Source organism: Senegalia sp. (in: firmicutes), from assembly GCF_052088025.1.
In the GTDB taxonomy this organism is placed as follows: Bacteria; Bacillota; Clostridia; order Tissierellales; family SIT17; genus Anaeromonas.
In genome coordinates, this window is record NZ_JBQCYD010000002.1 from 43,252 (window position 1) to 61,675 (window position 18,424).

Annotated in this window: 21 protein-coding genes; 20 read left to right on the plus strand and 1 reads right to left on the minus strand. The window is 27.4% G+C overall.

The window, feature by feature from the left end; translation table 11 throughout:
* Nucleotides 1-13: 13 nt before the first annotated feature.
* Nucleotides 14-322 (minus strand): putative ABC transporter permease, encoded by a 309-nt coding sequence (locus tag ACTHUW_RS00885; RefSeq protein ID WP_442196474.1) that lies wholly within the window; start codon nt 320-322, stop codon nt 14-16.
* A 221-nt stretch (nt 323-543) separates the two neighbouring features.
* On the opposite strand from ACTHUW_RS00885, the gene ACTHUW_RS00890 reads away from it, so the two are divergent.
* The 20 genes from ACTHUW_RS00890 (at nt 544) to ACTHUW_RS00985 (ending at nt 18,409) form a co-directional block, all read left to right on the plus strand.
* Complete coding sequence (locus ACTHUW_RS00890; RefSeq protein ID WP_442198926.1) at nt 544-1,452, plus strand: dihydrofolate reductase family protein; 909 nt, start codon at nt 544-546, stop codon at nt 1,450-1,452.
* A 158-nt stretch (nt 1,453-1,610) separates the two neighbouring features.
* Nucleotides 1,611-3,143 carry a YifB family Mg chelatase-like AAA ATPase gene (locus ACTHUW_RS00895; protein WP_442196473.1) on the plus strand — a complete coding sequence of 511 codons (1,533 nt, stop codon included), beginning with the start codon at nt 1,611-1,613 and terminating at the stop codon, nt 3,141-3,143.
* Nucleotides 3,144-3,178: 35 nt separating this feature from the next.
* Nucleotides 3,179-4,273, plus strand: a complete 1,095-nt coding sequence (gene dprA / locus ACTHUW_RS00900) for a DNA-processing protein DprA (protein ID WP_442196472.1) — start codon at nt 3,179-3,181, stop codon at nt 4,271-4,273.
* A gap of 15 nt (nt 4,274-4,288) precedes the next feature.
* Nucleotides 4,289-6,364, plus strand: coding sequence for a type I DNA topoisomerase (topA, locus tag ACTHUW_RS00905; protein WP_442196471.1), 2,076 nt, complete (start codon nt 4,289-4,291; stop codon nt 6,362-6,364).
* Nucleotides 6,365-6,377: 13 nt separating this feature from the next.
* Nucleotides 6,378-6,908: an HslVU peptidase proteolytic subunit gene (hslV, locus tag ACTHUW_RS00910; protein WP_442196470.1), complete on the plus strand. Its 531-nt coding sequence runs from the start codon at nt 6,378-6,380 to the stop codon at nt 6,906-6,908.
* A 10-nt stretch (nt 6,909-6,918) separates the two neighbouring features.
* Complete coding sequence (gene hslU, locus ACTHUW_RS00915; RefSeq protein WP_442198925.1) at nt 6,919-8,301, plus strand: ATP-dependent protease ATPase subunit HslU; 1,383 nt, start codon at nt 6,919-6,921, stop codon at nt 8,299-8,301.
* 246 nt (nt 8,302-8,547) lie between these two features.
* Complete coding sequence (gene flgB / locus ACTHUW_RS00920; RefSeq protein WP_442196468.1) at nt 8,548-8,943, plus strand: flagellar basal body rod protein FlgB; 396 nt, start codon at nt 8,548-8,550, stop codon at nt 8,941-8,943.
* Nucleotides 8,944-8,972: 29 nt separating this feature from the next.
* Complete coding sequence (locus ACTHUW_RS00925; protein WP_442196467.1) at nt 8,973-9,281, plus strand: sigma-70 family RNA polymerase sigma factor; 309 nt, start codon at nt 8,973-8,975, stop codon at nt 9,279-9,281.
* A 21-nt stretch (nt 9,282-9,302) separates the two neighbouring features.
* A complete protein-coding gene (locus tag ACTHUW_RS00930; RefSeq protein ID WP_442196466.1) occupies nt 9,303-9,707 on the plus strand; it encodes a DUF6115 domain-containing protein in 405 nt (134 codons plus the stop codon).
* 148 nt (nt 9,708-9,855) lie between these two features.
* On the plus strand, nt 9,856-10,560 hold the full coding sequence (gene rpsB / locus ACTHUW_RS00935) for a 30S ribosomal protein S2 (RefSeq protein ID WP_442196465.1): 705 nt from the start codon (nt 9,856-9,858) through the stop codon (nt 10,558-10,560).
* 86 nt (nt 10,561-10,646) lie between these two features.
* Entirely contained in the window at nt 10,647-11,294 is a 648-nt protein-coding gene (gene tsf, locus ACTHUW_RS00940) for a translation elongation factor Ts (RefSeq protein WP_442196464.1), read from the plus strand.
* A gap of 109 nt (nt 11,295-11,403) precedes the next feature.
* Nucleotides 11,404-12,120, plus strand: a complete 717-nt coding sequence (gene pyrH, locus ACTHUW_RS00945) for a UMP kinase (RefSeq protein ID WP_442196463.1) — start codon at nt 11,404-11,406, stop codon at nt 12,118-12,120.
* A gap of 2 nt (nt 12,121-12,122) precedes the next feature.
* Nucleotides 12,123-12,680, plus strand: a complete 558-nt coding sequence (gene frr / locus ACTHUW_RS00950; RefSeq protein WP_442196462.1) for a ribosome recycling factor — start codon at nt 12,123-12,125, stop codon at nt 12,678-12,680.
* Nucleotide 12,681: 1 nt separating this feature from the next.
* Nucleotides 12,682-12,867 carry a hypothetical protein gene (locus ACTHUW_RS00955; RefSeq protein ID WP_442196461.1) on the plus strand — a complete coding sequence of 62 codons (186 nt, stop codon included), beginning with the start codon at nt 12,682-12,684 and terminating at the stop codon, nt 12,865-12,867.
* Between the two features lie 35 nt (nt 12,868-12,902).
* Nucleotides 12,903-13,673: an isoprenyl transferase gene (locus ACTHUW_RS00960; RefSeq protein ID WP_442196460.1), complete on the plus strand. Its 771-nt coding sequence runs from the start codon at nt 12,903-12,905 to the stop codon at nt 13,671-13,673.
* 19 nt (nt 13,674-13,692) lie between these two features.
* Nucleotides 13,693-14,457 (plus strand): phosphatidate cytidylyltransferase, encoded by a 765-nt coding sequence (locus ACTHUW_RS00965; protein ID WP_442196459.1) that lies wholly within the window; start codon nt 13,693-13,695, stop codon nt 14,455-14,457.
* Nucleotides 14,458-14,496: 39 nt separating this feature from the next.
* Nucleotides 14,497-15,648 carry a 1-deoxy-D-xylulose-5-phosphate reductoisomerase gene (locus tag ACTHUW_RS00970; RefSeq protein ID WP_442212323.1) on the plus strand — a complete coding sequence of 384 codons (1,152 nt, stop codon included), beginning with the start codon at nt 14,497-14,499 and terminating at the stop codon, nt 15,646-15,648.
* 18 nt (nt 15,649-15,666) lie between these two features.
* Nucleotides 15,667-16,668: an RIP metalloprotease RseP gene (gene rseP / locus ACTHUW_RS00975; RefSeq protein WP_442196457.1), complete on the plus strand. Its 1,002-nt coding sequence runs from the start codon at nt 15,667-15,669 to the stop codon at nt 16,666-16,668.
* Between the two features lie 11 nt (nt 16,669-16,679).
* On the plus strand, nt 16,680-17,729 hold the full coding sequence (gene ispG, locus ACTHUW_RS00980; RefSeq protein WP_442196456.1) for a flavodoxin-dependent (E)-4-hydroxy-3-methylbut-2-enyl-diphosphate synthase: 1,050 nt from the start codon (nt 16,680-16,682) through the stop codon (nt 17,727-17,729).
* Nucleotides 17,730-17,791: 62 nt separating this feature from the next.
* The gene (locus ACTHUW_RS00985) at nt 17,792-18,409 is read left to right on the plus strand and encodes an MgtC/SapB family protein (protein WP_442199025.1); all 618 of its coding nucleotides are present in this window, start codon (nt 17,792-17,794) and stop codon (nt 18,407-18,409) included.
* Nucleotides 18,410-18,424 lie beyond the last annotated feature (15 nt).

The window sequence follows — 18,424 nt, forward strand, 5'->3', positions numbered from 1 at the left end:
TGACTTTAGAAAACTAATCTAAAGTCATTTTAAGTTTTCCCATAAAAGCATCTAAAAAGTCATGTATTTTTTCAAAAATTAAACCTAGTACAAACCAATAAGGAATATAGTCAATCCTTATTAGTCCAAACAAAGCATAAGGTGAGCTACCAGTATAATCCCAAGGACATACACCTATCAATTTTTGAAGTAAGAAACCTGTTATTAATTCAATAGATAATATTAAAACTACCCATAGACCTCCTCTTATAATAATATTTTTTTCTCTTATTAAATCATGAATTTTTTCTAGAAATGCTCCCGAACCATATATAAAAATCATTTGATATAAGCGAATGTACTCCTGTAAATAAAATTTCTACTATCAAACCTAAAAACCCATATATAAAAAATTTTGTTATCATATAATTATTATTTCTTTAATCGTATATATTATTCTCAAAAAAATTAATGTAATTTGTCAAAAAAACAATTAAAATGCCTTGATTTGCATATTTCCTCGGCAATATATATAATTAAAATAAAAAGAAAAGGTGGTATAATATGAAGCTTCCTAGAATTAAATTTAACAAAAAAAAAATAATCTTAAATAAAATTTTTAATTCGAGTTTACATCCATCAAATGAAAATACTCCGGATTATATAAAAGAAATATATGGAGATTTTAATATTCCAAAGGATAATAGATTTCCATATCTATATGGTAGTTTGATAATGACTTTAGATGGTAAGATTGGATTTGAAGATCAAAATAAAAGTAATGAAATATCAAAAGGAAATTTTTTAGATCCAGATGGTGGTCTAGCTGATTTATGGGTATTAAATTTACTTAGAACCTATAGTGATGGAATAATATTTGGTAGTAAAACATTAGAAGTAGAGACAAATATCACAGGTCATATATATGATGAAATCTTAGAAAAAATAAGAATAGAAGAATTAGATAAAAAGAGCATTATGCCATGGAATATAATAATAAGTAGAAGTGGGAGGATGAATTTAAAGCACAAGATAATTAGAGAAGATGATGTACCTACAATAATTTTAACTACTAAAAAAGGATATAAATATATTCTTGAAAATATAGATAAAGAAATAGAAGAGATAAGAATAGATAGTTATGATGGCAAGTTAAAAAACAACAAGAAAATTAAAGTAATGTATGAAGAAAATAATGAAGAATTTAATATTAACAATATATTAAAAAAATTAAAGGATTTAGGCTTAGATAAAATATTAGTAGAATCTCCTGGATTTATATCTATATTATTAAAAGAAAGGTTATTAAATGAAATGTTTATAAATTATTCGGGACTATATTCAGGGGGTAATTTAATATTAAATGAAAAACATCCATTCTCTAAGGATGATTATCCAGGTGTTGATATAAAATCAATTCATATGCATAAAAACAACTTCTTATATATGAGGCAAAAGTTAATATACAGATAAAAAAATATAGTTTAAGCTATATTTTTTATCTATATATTGATCATAATAAATCTTATCATAATTGATAATGAAAATATTTATAAATTTTCTAATAAAAAAGAGGATTTTGTAAAAAAATATTGAATTATAAGAGTATATGATTAAAAGGAGAAATGAATATGCTATCTAAAATAAATACTTGTGTACTTCAAGGTCTTGATGGAAATATCGTAGAAGTTGAAACTGACTTATCAAATGGCATGCCTTGTTTTAATATTGTAGGACTACCAGATGCTTCTATAAAAGAATCTAAAGATAGGGTTAGAACTGCAATCAATAATAGTGGATTTAAATTCCCGCTAAATAGAATAACTATTAATTTAGCTCCTGCTAGTCTTAAAAAACAAGGATCACAAATGGATTTAGCTATAGCTACAGGTATATTAAATTGTATGGAAATAATAAAAAAGGATGATTTAACAGATACTTGCTTCATAGGAGAACTGTCTTTAGATGGTGAAGTTACAAAAATAGATGGGGCGCTACCTATGGTTATATCTTTACTTTCACTTGGAATAAAAAGAGTTATAATCCCCTTTAACAACAAAGAAGAATGTGGTGTAGTTAAAGGAATAGAAGTTATTCCTGTAAAAAATATAAAAGAATTAGTAAATTTTTTAAATGGACTAGAAGAAGTAAATCCATGGAAGACTGAAAGTTTAAACAATGATAAAGATGAATATGTATTTCAGGATTTTAAGGATATTAAAGGTCAAGAGACATTAAAAAGAGCTATGGAAGTAGCAGCAGCTGGGGGACACAATATATTGATTATTGGCCCCCCAGGATCTGGAAAAACAATGATAGCTAAGAGACTCCCTACAATACTTCCTCAGATGTCTTTTGATGAAGCATTGGAAGTGACGAAAATATATAGTATTGCAGGACTTATAAAGGAAAATGGTCTATTAAGTAAAAGACCATTTAGATCTCCTCATCATACAATATCTAGGGTATCTTTGGTAGGAGGTGGAAGAACACCTTCACCAGGTGAAGTCTCACTTGCACATTTTGGTGTTTTATTTTTAGATGAATTACCTGAATTTGCTAAATCTGCACTTGAAGTATTAAGACAACCTATGGAAGATAATATAGTTACTATATCTCGGGTTAATGCTACACTTACATATCCATCTAATTTTATGCTAGTAGCAAGCATGAATCCATGTCCATGTGGTTACTATGGTGATCCTCTACATGAATGCAGCTGTAATCCTCGTGATATTGATAGATATTTAAAGAAAATAAGTGGACCTTTGTTAGATCGTATAGATATACATATAGAAGTAAGTCCTGTTAATTTTGATGATTTAAAATCTAAAGATATTAAAGTAGAATCTTCAAAGGATGTATCATTTAGGGTAAATAAGTGTAGGGATATTCAAATTGAAAGATATTCAGAAGAAAATATTTTTTCAAATTCAGAACTTGAGGGTAGAAATGTAAATAAATACTGTAAAATAGATAAAGAGGCAGAAGAAATATTAAAGAATGCTTTTGATAAATTAGGATTAAGTGCTAGAGCTTATAATAAAATATTAAAGGTATCAAGAACAATTGCTGATTTAGATAAATCCAAAAATATAAAGAGTCTACATATATTAGAAGCAATCCAATATAGAAGTATGGATAGAAAATATTTTTCTATTTAATTTATATTGAATAAAATTGAACTTGGGGGATAAAAATGAGAAATAGAGATGTTTTAATATGGCTTAATAGCATAAGAGGAATAGGAAATAAAACTATAGAAGTTATCAATAACAAGTTTGAAAACTTGACAGATTTATGGAATTTAAGTAATAATGATATAATGAAATTAATGTTTTTAAAAAGTAATATAAAAAACAAATTAGTAGAATTTAAAAACGAAAAATATTATAATGATATTTTATCTTCGGCATCAGATAATAATATAAATATACTAACAATACTTGATCATGAATATCCTTTGAAATTAAAGAATATATATAATCCACCAAATGTTTTGTATTATAAGGGTAATATAAATTTATTAAATAAACTTTCTATTGCTGTAGTAGGATCTAGAAAAGCTACCTACTATGGTAAATGGGCAGCTGAGAAATTTTCCAAAGAACTTTGTGAATTTGGAATTTGTATAGTCAGTGGTATGGCTTTAGGAATTGATGCTATAAGTCATAAGGCTAGTTTAGATAAAAAAGGAGATACTATAGCTGTATTAGGATCTGGAGTAGATCAAGCTTATCCTAAAACAAATACTAATTTATATAATGATATTTGTGAAAATGGTTTAGTAATATCTGAATTTCCTATAGGAATGGCACCTGTAGCTGGTAATTTTCCACTAAGGAATAGAATAATAAGTGGATTATCAAATGGTCTACTAGTAATAGAAGCAAAAGAAAGAAGTGGATCATTAATTACTGCTTATCATGCATTAGACCAAGGTAAGGATGTATTTGCAGTTCCTGGAAATATAAATAGTATATATAGTAAAGGAACAAACCTTTTGATAAAAGATGGTGCTAAAATAGTTACATGTGTAGAAGATATATTAGAAGAAATGATAGATTTCAGTTTAATATTAGAACAAAACAAAAAAAACAAAATAAATTATGATAATTTTAGTAAAAATGAGATTTCTGTTATAAGGACAATAGAAAATGGACCCATACATTCAGATATGATAGCATATAATACAGATATAAATATAATAGAACTTACAAGTATACTTACAATACTAGAGATGAAAAATATAATTAAGGCATTACCAGGAAAAGTTTTTACAATAGTTAATTAATCGGAGGCGAATATTTTGGGAAAGACATTAGTTATAGTTGAGTCGCCTGCAAAGGCTAAAACTATAGGCAAGTTTTTAGGAAGAAAATATAAAATTAAAGCTTCGGTAGGTCATGTTATTGACTTACCTAAAAGTAAGCTTGGTATAGATATTGAGGATAATTTTGAACCGAGATATATCACAATAAGGGGAAAGGGACCTATACTCAGTGAATTAAAAAAAGAAGCAAAAAAAGCTGATAAAGTTTATTTAGCAACTGACCCTGATAGAGAAGGTGAAGCCATATCATGGCATTTAGCTAGAGCTTTAAAATTAGATGAAGGGGAAAATAATAGGGTAGTGTTTAATGAAATAACAAAAAACACTGTTAAAAATGCAATTAAAAATCCTAGAGCTATAGATATGGACTTAGTTGATGCCCAACAAGCAAGAAGGGCATTAGATAGATTAGTTGGATATAAGATAAGTCCTTTGCTTTGGAAAAAAGTTAGAAAAGGTTTAAGTGCAGGTAGAGTACAGTCTGTTGCAACTAAACTTATAGTAGATAGAGAAAGAGAAATTGAAAAATTTAATCCGGAAGAATATTGGTCTATTGATTTTCTGCTTCTTAAAGATAAAAAAGAATTTGAATCATACTTAAATGGAAAAATAATAGATGGAAAATTAGAAAAAATAGAAATAAAAAATGAAGATGAATCTAAGGTAATTGTTGATGAAATTTCTAAATCAAATTTACTCGTAGAAAATGTTAAAAGAGGAAAGAAAAAAAGAAATCCTTATCCATCTTATACTACTAGTTCCCTCCAACAAGATGCATCTAATAGGCTTGGATTTTCAACCAAAAAAACTATGAAATTAGCTCAAGATTTATATCAAGGAATAGATATAAAAGGAGAAGGCACTATAGGGCTTGTAACTTATATAAGAACAGATTCTACTAGGATTTCTTCTGAAGCTCAAGAAAATGTTAAAGAATATATAGAAAATAACTTTGGAAGTAAATATTTATCAAATAAAAAAGCTTCTAAAAATAAAAAAAATATTCAAGATGCACATGAAGCTATAAGGCCTACTGATGTGTTTAAATCAGCAGATAAAATCAAAGATTCTTTAAGTAATGATCAATTTAAATTGTATAATTTAATATGGCAAAGATTTGTAGCAAGTCAAATGGCTCAAGCTATTTATGATACTTTAACTATAGATATACAAGCATCTGATTATAGACTTAGAACCAGTGGATCTCAAATAAATTTTGATGGATTCTTAAAAGTTTATCCTGTAAAAAACAAAGATAAAAATATAGATATTCCAGATATGAAAAAAGATGATAAATTAGATATAAAGGATATTTTGCCAAAACAACATTTTACTCAACCATCTGCAAGATTTAGTGAAGCTAGTTTAGTAAAGACAATGGAAGAACTTGGTATAGGAAGGCCTGCTACTTATTCACCAACTATAAGTACGATTTTAAGTAGAGGGTATGTGATTATAGAGAATAAAGCGTTTAAACCTACAGAACTTGGAATTGTGGTTACAGATTTATTAATAGAATATTTTAAAAATATCATAAATGAAGAATTTACAGCTGATATGGAAAATAGACTTGATAAAGTAGAAGAAGGTAAAATAGTATGGAAAAAAGTAATTTCTGATTTTTATGATGACTTTAAAGGAGTACTAAAAGTTGCAGAGGAAGAAATAGAAGAAATTGATATGGATGAAGAGACAGATATTCCATGTGAAAAATGTGGTAGAAATATGATTATAAAACATGGAAGATATGGTAAATTCTTAGCATGTCCAGGTTATCCTGAATGTAAAAATACAAAAGCTATATTAAATAAACTAGATATTGATTGTCCTAAGTGTAAAGATGGAGAATTAATAGAGCGAAAATCTAAAAAGGGAAGAAAATTTTATGGATGTACAAATTATCCTGAATGTGATTTTGTATCATGGGATATGCCTATAAAAGAAAATTGTCCTGAATGTGATAGCATTCTTACTAAAAAAACAAGTAAAAAAGGTACTACTATTAAATGTAGTGAATGTGATTATAAAAGGAAAGAAAATAAAGACGAATAGGTAGGTGTTGTATATGTTAAGAGCTACTACAATTATAGCTGTAAGAAAAAATGGTGAATTGGCTTTTGCAGGAGATGGTCAAGTTACTATGGGTGATAAAACTATAATGAAAAGTACTGCTAAAAAACTTAGAAAATTATATAAGGATAGTGTAATAGTTGGATTTGCTGGATCTGTTGCAGATGCTATAACATTATCTGATAAATTAGAAGAAAAACTTCAACAATTTAATGGCAATTTAACCCGTGCAGCTGTAGACTTAGCTAAAGAATGGCGTGGAGATAAGGTTCTTAGAAAGTTAGAAGCCATGTTAATAGCTGGAGATAAAGAAAATCTTTTGGTCATCTCTGGTGGTGGAGAAGTTATAGAACCTGATGAAGGTATAGTTGCAATAGGTTCTGGTGGAAATTATGCTTTTGCTGCTGGAAAAGCATTGAAAAGCAATACAGACCTTAGTGCCAAGGATATAGCATATAAATCTATAAAGATTGCTTCAGAAATATGTGTCTTTACTAATGACAATATAATAACGGAAGAATTTTAGGAGGTATCTAATGGAAAATTATACACCTATTGAAATAGTAGAAAAGTTAGATAATTATATAATAGGGCAAAAAAGAGCTAAGAGGTCAGTAGCTGTTGCACTTAGAAATAGATATAGAAGGAATAAATTAGATGATGAATTCAAAGAAGAAGTAAGACCTAAAAACATTATCATGGAAGGCCCCACTGGTGTAGGTAAGACTGAAATAGCAAGAAGGCTTGCAAAACTTGTAAATGCTCCTTTTGTAAAAGTGGAAGCTACTAAATTTACTGAGGTTGGATATGTGGGTAGGGATGTAGAATCTATGGTAAGAGATCTTGTTGAAACTTCTATACGATTAGTGAAGAATGAAAAAATATCAAATGTATATGATAAGGCAGAAGAACTTGCAGAAAAAAGAATTTTGAAAATATTAATAAATGGTCCAGAAAAAAAGAAAGAAAAAAATTCAAATCCATTTGAAGCTTTCTTTGGCTCAAGTAATTCCGACGAAGATGAAGATATAGATAAAGAAAAAGATGACATAGGAGATAAAAAGACTATAAGGGACAAATTAAGAAATAAAGAATTAGAGTTTCAATATGTTGAAATATTAGTTGAAGAAAATAGTTCACAACCTATGGGTATGATGGGTGCTATGGGTATGGATGATATGAATATTAATGATATGTTTTCTGGAATTATTCCCAAAAAGAAGAAAAATAGAAAGGTTACAATTAGAGAAGCTAGAAAAATTCTTGCTAATGAAGAAGCTCAAAAAATGATTGATATAGATGATATAAACTCAATTGCTATAGATAGGGCTGAAAATAATGGAATTATATTTATTGATGAAATAGATAAAATAGCAGGAAGAGGTGGTTCTGGACCTGATGTATCAAGAGAAGGTGTACAAAGAGATATTTTACCTATTATAGAAGGTTCAACTATTATGAGTAAATATGGTCCTATAAAAACCGATCATATATTATTTATTGCAGCAGGAGCTTTTCATATTGCAAAAGTAACTGATTTGATACCTGAAATACAGGGAAGATTTCCAATTAGGGTGAAACTTGATAATCTTACAGAAGATAACTTCAAAGAAATACTTACAAAACCTCAAAATGCTTTAATCAAACAATATAAATATTTATTAGCTACAGAAGAGGTAGAACTTAATTTTACAGATGAAGGCATATCAGAAATTGCCAAGATTGCATTTGTTGTAAATGATCAAACAGAGAATATTGGAGCAAGGAGATTGTATACAATACTTGAAGAATTATTAGAAGAAATTTCTTTTAATGCATCATTATATCAAGGAAAAGAAATTACTATTGATAGAGAATATGTTAATAAAAAATTAAAGCATGATATAGAACAAATTGACCTATCAAAATATATACTATAAAAGACAGTTTAAACTGTCTTTTATATTGCATTTTTTTATACCCGAAAATAATAGGTCTAAACTACTATTTTTTGTTTGGACTATATATTATAACATCATAAAAACTGGTAATTATGGCCTTTATTATATCATTTATATCATAATATAATAATATAATAATATACAACAAAATAGAACAAAAAAACTATTTGTTTTATAAATAATTTGTATTATAATGATAATTAAGCTAAAAAAGGGGGAAATATCTTGCTAGGTAATACTTTTAATAATATGAACTTAATGAATCAAGCCCTTGATGGTTATTCAAAGAGAAATGAATCTATAAACAACAATATATCAAATGTAAATACGCCTGGATATAAAAAAACTAAAATTTTATTTGAAGAAAATTTAAAGAGTCAAATAAATAAAAATGATAATTTGAAATTAAAAACTACAAACAATAAACATATAAAAGATGTAGGCGGAACAAATATGGTGATAGAGAATAAACATTTTTCTACTAGGAGAGATGGAAATAATGTAAATATTGATGTGGAAATGGCAGTTCTTGCAAAGAATACTATGATGTATAATGCTGTAATAAGACAAGTTTCAAATGAATCAAGAAAAATCAGAAGTATTATAAAAGAAGGAAATTAAATATTGAAATTAATGAAGTTGAAAATATAATGAAAGAAATTAATAGATTTAATATAAATTCATTAGATGAAATAATCTCAAACAGTGGTATAGAACCCTTAGATACTAAAGATGATCCACAATTAATTATTGAAGATAAAGAATTTCTACATACATTGGCATCTTACATAGATAAATTAGCTAAAAATGAAAGAGAAGTTATAACGCTGTATTATTATGAAGAGCTAAATTATAAAGAAATAGGAAGTATTTTAAAGCTCTCAGAATCTAGAATTTCTCAAATCCATAGTAAGGCTATCAAAAAAATAAAATCAAAGCTTATAAATTATGAGTTTTAATAAATCTTAAAGGAGAAAAATATGGTATTAGGATTACTGATTTTAGGTATAATATTAATTGTAATATCTATAATATTGCTTATAAAATATAATAATGATGAAAATATAAAAATGATGAAAATAAATCAAGTATATGATGAAATAGATGAATATAGTAATGCATTGAATGATATAATTTCTAATTTAGAATACTTAATGAAAGATGATAAAATTGAAGAAGAAAAATTGGAAAATAAAGATATAAAAGAAAAGAAAATAAAAGAAGAGCATACTAATAAAGAATACATAAAAGAAAATACTTTTAAAGAAGATATATTGTTGCTTCACAAAAATGGCAAATCAAAAGATGAAATAGCTAAAATACTTAATAAGGGTAAAAGAGAAATAGAAATAATATTAAAATTAAATGATTTCAATAAAAACTAAAAAAAGCTTGAAATTAGTATTTACTTCATGGTATAATGATAAAGGTTAAAATACACACATTCATTAATTCTTTTGGTTGTTCCTTTTTATAAAAAAGGTTCTAAAAGAAGATGATTTGAATGGAGGTAAAAAAACAGGAGGTGTAGCAATGTCAGTTATAAGTATGAAGCAACTTCTTGAAGCAGGTGTTCATTTTGGACATCAAACAAGAAGATGGAATCCAAAAATGGCTGAATACATTTTCACTGAAAGAAATGGAATCTATATAATAGATCTTCAAAAAACAGTGAAAAAAGTAGAACAAGCTTATAATGTTATAAGAGATATCGCTCAAGAAGGTGGAGAGATACTTTTTGTAGGAACAAAGAAACAAGCTCAAGAATCTATAGAGAATGAAGCAAAAAGAAGTGAAATGCATTTTGTAAGCCAAAGATGGCTTGGAGGTATGCTTACAAACTTCAAAACTATTAAAAAGAGAATTAATAGACTTCATGAACTTAAAAAAATGGAAGAAGAAGGAACTTATGATTTACTTCCTAAAAAAGAAGTTATTAAGTTAAAGCATGAAGAAGAAAGATTAGAAAAATTTCTTGGTGGTATAAAAAATATGAAAAAAGTGCCAGATGCACTATTCGTAGTTGACCCTAGAAAAGAAAAAATTGCTATAAGTGAAGCTAAAATCTTAGGTATTCCTGTGATTGCAGTAGTTGATACTAATTGTGATCCAGATGAAGTTGATTATGTAATACCAGGAAATGATGATGCAATTCGCGCAGTTAAATTACTTACTGAAACTATGGCTAATGCTGTATTAGAAGGTAAGCAAGGCGAACAAATAGAAGATAACGAGTAATTTAAATGGTAAGGGCATATAAGGGGTTTTCCCTTACTACTCTTACCATTTATTAATATGAAGCAAACAAACAAGGAGGAATAGAAATGGCAGTAACAGCGGCAATGGTAAAAGAATTAAGAGAAAAAACTGGTGTAGGTATGATGGATTGTAAAAAGGCATTAGTAGAAACTGATGGAGATATGGAAAAAGCTGTAGAATTATTAAGAGAAAAAGGACTTTCAAAAGTTGCTAAAAAATCAGATAGAATAGCAGCAGAAGGACTTATTGAATCATATATACATGGTGGAAGAATAGGTGTTATAGTAGAAATTAATAGTGAGACAGATTTTGTTGCTAAAAATGAAGGATTTAAAGACTTTGCAAAGGATGTTGCTATGCAAATAGCTGCACAAAATCCTGAGTTTGTATCAAGAGATGAAGTTCCTTCAGATAAGATAGAGGCTGAGAAAAAAGTATTAAAACAACAAGCTTTAAATGAAGGCAAACCAGAGAAAATTGTTGATAAAATGGTAGAAGGTAGAATTGAAAAGTATTATAAAGAAGTATGTTTAATGGAACAACCTTTTATAAAAGATTCAGATAAAACTATAAAAGATTTATTAAATGAAAAAATATCTACTTTAGGTGAAAATATAAAAATAAGAAGATTTACTCGTTATGAAGTTGGAGAAGGTATAGAGAAAAAAGAAGAAAACTTTGCTGAAGAAGTAGCTAAGCAAATGGGAAAATAATAATTAATATTTAAATGGAGAACATAGAAATGTTCTCCATTTAAATAAGTATAAATTTAAAAGAGGTTTTTTAAATTTTATGTAGAATAATATAATTAGGGGTGTTTATATGGATAAACCTATATATAAAAGAATAGTATTAAAATTAAGTGGAGAAGCCTTAAGTGGTGATAAAAAATTTGGTTTAGATGAAGAGACCATAAGTAAGGTTGCAAAAGAAGTAAAAGTTTTACAAGAAGCAGGCGTAGAAATTGCTATTGTAGTAGGTGGAGGCAATTTTTGGCGAGGTAGAAGTAGTAAAGAAATGGATAGAAGTACAGCAGATTATATGGGAATGCTTGCTACAGTTATAAACTCTCTTGCTATGCAAGATGCACTTGAAAATATAGGAGTACTTACTAGAGTTCAAACTGCTATTGAAATGAGACAAATAGCAGAACCTTATATAAAGAGAAAAGCTGTAAGGCATCTAGAAAAGGGAAGAGTAGTTATATTTGCAGCAGGTACTGGAAATCCTTATTTCACAACAGACACTACAGCAGCATTAAGAGCTGCAGAAATTGAATCTGATGTTATCTTACTTGCAAAAAAAGGTGTAGATGGGGTATATGATTCTGATCCTAAGGAAAATCCTAATGCCAAGAAGTTTAAAAAATTAAAACATAAAGAAGTATTAAATTTAGAATTAAAAGTAATGGACTCTACAGCAGCATCATTATGTAAAGATAATAATATACCAATAATAGTATTTAGTATAGAAGATGCTAAAAATATAACTAAAGTTGTGTTTGGTGCTGATATTGGTACAACATTAAAGGAGGATTAATTATGTATTTAGAAGTTCACAAAAATGTGGAAAACAACATGAAAAAAACAGTTAAGGCTTTTAATGAAGAATTAAAAAGTATTAGAGCAGGAAGAGCTCATCCATCATTATTGGATAAGATAATGGTTAATTATTATGGAACAGCTACTCCTTTAAATCAAATTTCAAATATTTCTGTTCCTGAAGCTAGACAATTACTTATATCTCCTTGGGATGCTAATTCAATTCCTGAAATTGAAAAAGCTATTCAAAAAAGTGATTTAGGTTTAAATCCTTCTAGTGATGGAAAAAACATACGTCTTATCATTCCTCAATTAACTGAAGAAACTAGACGCGATATGACAAAAGTATTAGGTAAAATTACTGAATCATCTAAGGTTGCTATAAGAAATGAAAGAAGAAATGGAAATGATGAATTAAAGAAATTAAATAAAAATGGTGAGTTATCTGATGATGAACTCATAAAATCAGAAGGAAAAATTCAAGAATTAACTGATACTTATATTAAAGAATTAGATAGACTTGCCAAGGAAAAAGAAGTAGAATTATTGGAGGTTTAATTTGGATCTTGATATTATAGGATTGCCATTAAAAGAAGCTTTTGATTTAATAGATGAAGATTTATCTATTAATATAGTAGAAACTAAAGGCACAAACAAACGATTTATAAATGAGTTGGATCAATTACGGGTTATTAAATTTGACATAAAAGATAATTCAATTAAAATTATAGTATGTGCATTTTAATCCCCTTCTTTAAAGAAGGGGTTTTAATCTTTATAATGGAGGTATTAAAATTGGATATATTAAAAAACATAAAATCTACAGAAAAATTTAAAGATAAAATAGATAAAGATAATTTACCTAAACACATAGCTATAATAATGGATGGCAATGGAAGATGGGCTAAAAAACGATTCTTACCTAGAACTGCAGGCCACAGAGAAGGCGTAAAAAGAGTGATGGATATTGTAGAGGAATGTGGTAATTTGGGTATAAATCATCTTACGCTATATGCTTTTTCTACTGAAAATTGGAGTAGACCAAAAGAAGAAATAGATTATTTGATGAAATTATTAGTTGAATTTTTAAAGAGTAAATTAAAACAAATTCATAAAAACAATGTAAAAATAAATATATTAGGAGACTTATCTAGATTAGATAGATCTATTACTAATGAAATAGAAAATGCTATAGAGTTAACTAGAAACAACTCTAAATTAGAACTTAATATAGCTTTAAATTATGGTGGAAGAGATGAGATAATTAATGGGATTAAATCTTTATATAAAGATTTAATGGTTGGAAATGTATCCTTAAAAGAAATTGATGAAGATTCATTTAAAGATTATTTATATACAAAAAAACAGCCAGATCCTGATATTGTTATAAGAACTAGTGGAGAAAAAAGATTGAGTAATTTCTTAAACTATCAAATAGCATATAGTGAGTTTTTCTTTGTTGATGAAAATTGGCCTGAATTTTATACTAATAATCTACATAGAGTGATATATGAATATCAAAATAGAGTTAGACGTTTTGGTGGAATTTAAATGGGGAGTGTAAAAATATATGAAAACAAGAATAATTAGTGGAATAATAGGAATAATTCTTTTGCTTCTTGTTGTAATGACTGGTGGAATAGCTCTTAAATTAGGTGTGTTGATAATCAGTATAATTGGAATAAGAGAATTTAAAAATGCTTTTTCTAATATAAATATAAAGATAACAAATTATTTATATTTATATTCTGTTGTTTTATTTTCACTTTCTTTATTTAATTCTTATATACTTATAAATTTTAGCATAATAATAAATTTCTTAATAATAATGTTTATATATGTATTTAATAAAGAGTATAATATTAATGAAATAGGTTTGAATTTACTTGCTAGTATTTATATACCATTTTCATTAGTTCATATATCTTTATTAAGTGATAATAAATTAATTTGGTTGATTTTTATAATTGCATTTTCTACTGATACATTTGCATATTTTACAGGAAGACTGTTTGGTAAAAGAAAACTTGCCAAAGTCATAAGTCCCAATAAAACTATTGAAGGAGCTATAGGAGGGCTAATAGGTTCCATACTTGCTACATTAATATTTGTTAGTTTTATGAATCTTAAAAATTTATATATATTTATTTTACTTGCTTTCTTATGTTCATTAGCTTCTATGATTGGTGATTTGACAGCTTCTAAAATCAAAAGATATATAAAAATAAAAGATTATGGAAATATTATGCCAGGACATGGTGGAGTATTAGATAGATTTGATAGCATACTTTTCATTGCACCTTTATTGTTTTATTTTATTAATTATTTTATATAAGATATAATATGTAATATATTTAAAATTAGGAGTGATTTTTTGAAGAATATTGGAATACTTGGCTCGACTGGTTCTATAGGGACTCAAGCATTAGATGTAATTAGAAAAAATAGAGACTTATTTAATATTACTGCTTTAAGTGGTAATAATAATATTGATTTATTAGAGATGCAAGCTATAGAATTCAAACCTGATATTGTAAGTGTATTTGATAAAGATAATGCCGATATATTAAAAATAAAATTAAAGCCATATAATATAAAGGTATATAGTGGTATGGAAGGTCTTATAAACTTAGCTAAATATGAAAATATAGATATTTTACTTACATCAGTTGTAGGAATGATAGGACTTAAACCTACAATGGCAGCTATTGAGACTGGTAAAACTATTGCTCTTGCAAACAAAGAAACTTTAGTTACTGCAGGTAGTATTGTAATGAATAAAATAAAAGAAAAAAATATAAACTTAATACCAGTAGATAGTGAGCATTCAGCTATCTTTCAATCTATAACTACTGATAGTAAAAAAGAAATAAATAAAATCATATTGACAGCATCAGGAGGACCTTTTAGAGGCAAAAAAAAGGAAGATCTCTTGAATATAAGCTATAAAGAAGCATTAAAACATCCCAATTGGGATATGGGTAGAAAAATATCTATTGATTCTTCTACTCTTATGAATAAAGGTTTAGAAGTTATAGAAGCTAAGTGGTTATTTGATGTGGATTTAGAAAATATTGATGTAGTTGTTCATCCACAAAGTATAATTCATTCAATGGTTGAATATATTGATGGTAGTGTCATTGCACAACTTGGCATATCAGATATGAGAATTCCAATACAATATGCTTTGACTTATCCTCATAGAATAAAAAATGATATAATGAAACTAGATCTTGCACAAGTTTCTAAATTGACATTTGAAAAACCTGATTTACAAACTTTTCCTTCATTAGAACTTGCATATCGTGCTTTAAAAGAAGGTGGAACTATGTCTTCGGTTTTAAATGCATCTAATGAAATATTAGTAGAACTATTTTTAAAAGAAAAAATCAAGTTTTATGATATACCAAATATTACTGAAAAGATTTTAGATATTCATGAAAATATATATAATCCTAATATAGAAGATGTTTTATATAGTAATAATTGGGCAAGAGTAAAGGTAAAAGAATTATTAAATATTTAAACATTGGAGTGGATATAAGTGACTACAGCAATTGCGGCAATATTGATTTTTTTCATTGTAGTTTTGGTACATGAATTTGGACATTTTGCAGTGGCGAAATTAGTAGGGATAAAGGTGGATGAATTTTCTATAGGTATGGGACCAAGGATAGCTAAATTTGATAAAGGTGAAACAGAATATTCACTTCGTATACTTCCAATAGGAGGATATGTAAAAATGGAAGGTGAAGATGAAAAATCTGAAGATGAAAGAAGCTTTAGTAATAAATCTCCAATCTCTAGGATATTAGTTTTAACAGCAGGAGCAATAATGAACTTTACTTTAGCTATTTTAATATTTTTTGCTATATCTTTATTTGTAGGTTCACCTACCACTACAATAGACACAGTTGTAGAAGATGGTCCAGCATATGAGGCGGGTATTAGAAGTGGCGATCAAATAATATCTGTAAATAATGAAGAAATAAATAATTGGAATGAAAGTAGAGATATTATAACAAGTACAAAAGGTGATGTGAATATTAGTGTATTAAGGAATAATGAAGAAATAAACTTCACATTAAAGCCACAAGAAGATGAAAATGGTAATAAACTAATTGGAATAAGTTCAAAAACTAAAGCTTCATTTGTAGGAGCTATAAAATATGCATTTACAAACTTTATTTTTATAATATCTTTAATGTTTGATTTTATAAAAATGGCAATTACAGGAAATGTTAGTTCTTCAGATGTAGCAGGACCTATTGGTGTTGTACAATTGATAGGTGAAACAACTAGATATGGATTTTTATCTGTTCTTAATCTGGCTGCATTTATAAATATTAATTTAGGTTTTTTTAATTTATTACCTGTGCCGGCTTTAGATGGTAGTAGAATATTATTTATATTGATAGAGTTATTAAGAGGTAAGCCATTAGATCCAGAAAAAGAAGGTATAATTCATTTTATTGGATTTGCTATTTTAATGGCTTTAATGATATTTATTTCTTATAATGATTTAGGAAGACTAAATATTTTTTAGGGGTTGTTAATATGAACAGAAATAAAACAAAGAATTTTTATTATGGTGATGTAGGAATTGGAGATCAATTTCCTGTTACTGTACAATCTATGACTAATACTGATACTAGAGATATAAAAAAAACAATAGAACAGATAAAATCTTTAGAAGCAGTTGGATGTGATATTATAAGACTTGCTGTACCAGATATGGAAGCTGCTTTAGCTTTAAAGGAAATTAAGGCTGAGGTAAATATTCCTATTATAGCAGATATTCATTTTGATTATAGATTAGCATTAGAATCTATTGAAAGTGGAGTAGATGGACTAAGAATTAATCCTGGTAATATTGGTAATATAGAAAGAGTTAGACAAATAGTTGAAAAATGTAAGGAAAAAGATATTCCAATAAGAATAGGTGTTAATTCTGGTTCTATAAAAAAGGAGTTTTTAGAAAAATATGGTGGTGTTAATGTGAATTCTATGGTAGAAAGTGCTATGGAACATGTTAGGATCTTAGAAGATATGGATTTTAAGAAAATTGTATTATCTGTAAAATCAACTGATATTGATATGACCTTAAAATCATATGAAAAATTATCTGAAATTATAGATTATCCACTTCATATTGGTATAACTGAATCAGGCTCAATTTGGAAAGGAACCATCAAGTCATCTATAGGAATAGGAGCTTTACTTGCTCGTGGAATTGGAGATACTATAAGAGTATCTTTAACCGGAGATCCAATAGAAGAAGTCAAAGTTGGAAAACAAATTTTAAGAGCATTAGGCTTATTAAATGATAAGATAGAAGTTATATCTTGTCCTACATGTGGAAGAACAAGAATAGATTTAGAAGGAATTGTAAGAAAAGTAGAAGAAAAAATAGATTCTATGAGTAAACCTATAAAAGTAGCTATAATGGGTTGTGAAGTAAATGGTCCTGGTGAAGCTAAAGAAGCTGATATTGGAATTGCAGGAGGCAATGGAATAGGTTTAATATTTAAAAAGGGTAAGATAATAAAGAAGGTTAAAGAAGAAGAACTTATTGATGAATTAGTAAAAGAGATAAATAAATTATAAAATTTATACAAGGGGCGATTAATATAGATTATTTAGAAATATCACTTAAACTAATAGTATCAATAATTTTATCAGGAGTCATAGGAATAGAAAGAGAAAGTATAAAAAGACCAGCTGGTTTTAGGACTCATATATTAGTGTGTGTTGGTTCAACTTTGGTTATGATTGTTGGCTTATATATAGCTGATGATATTAGATATTCAAATGTAGATCCTACAAGAATAGGAGCACAAGTAATAAGTGGAATAGGATTTTTAGGAGCTGGAACAATTATAAAAGAAGGAGTATCTGTAAAGGGACTTACTACTGCAGCAAGTTTATGGGCTGTTGCTTGTGTAGGACTTGCTATAGGGGCTGGTTTTTATTTTGGTGGTATTTTTGTTACAGTACTAATATTTATAACTCTTTTATTATTTTCTAGCATAGAAGGCAAATTTTTAAGAAGTGATAAATATATGAAAGTTAGAATAGTAATATTAAAAAAACCAGGGCAATTAGGAAGAATAGGACAAGTTACTGGTGATTTAAACTTAACTATAGTATCCATTGATTTTAATAATATTGAAGACAATAAAACTGTAATAAATTTATTAATTAAAACAAATAAAAACATTGATAACATTGAAGTTATAAGCAAATTATCTCAAATTGAAGATGTGATAAAGGTAACCCACAAGTAATATTTAGGGGGAATA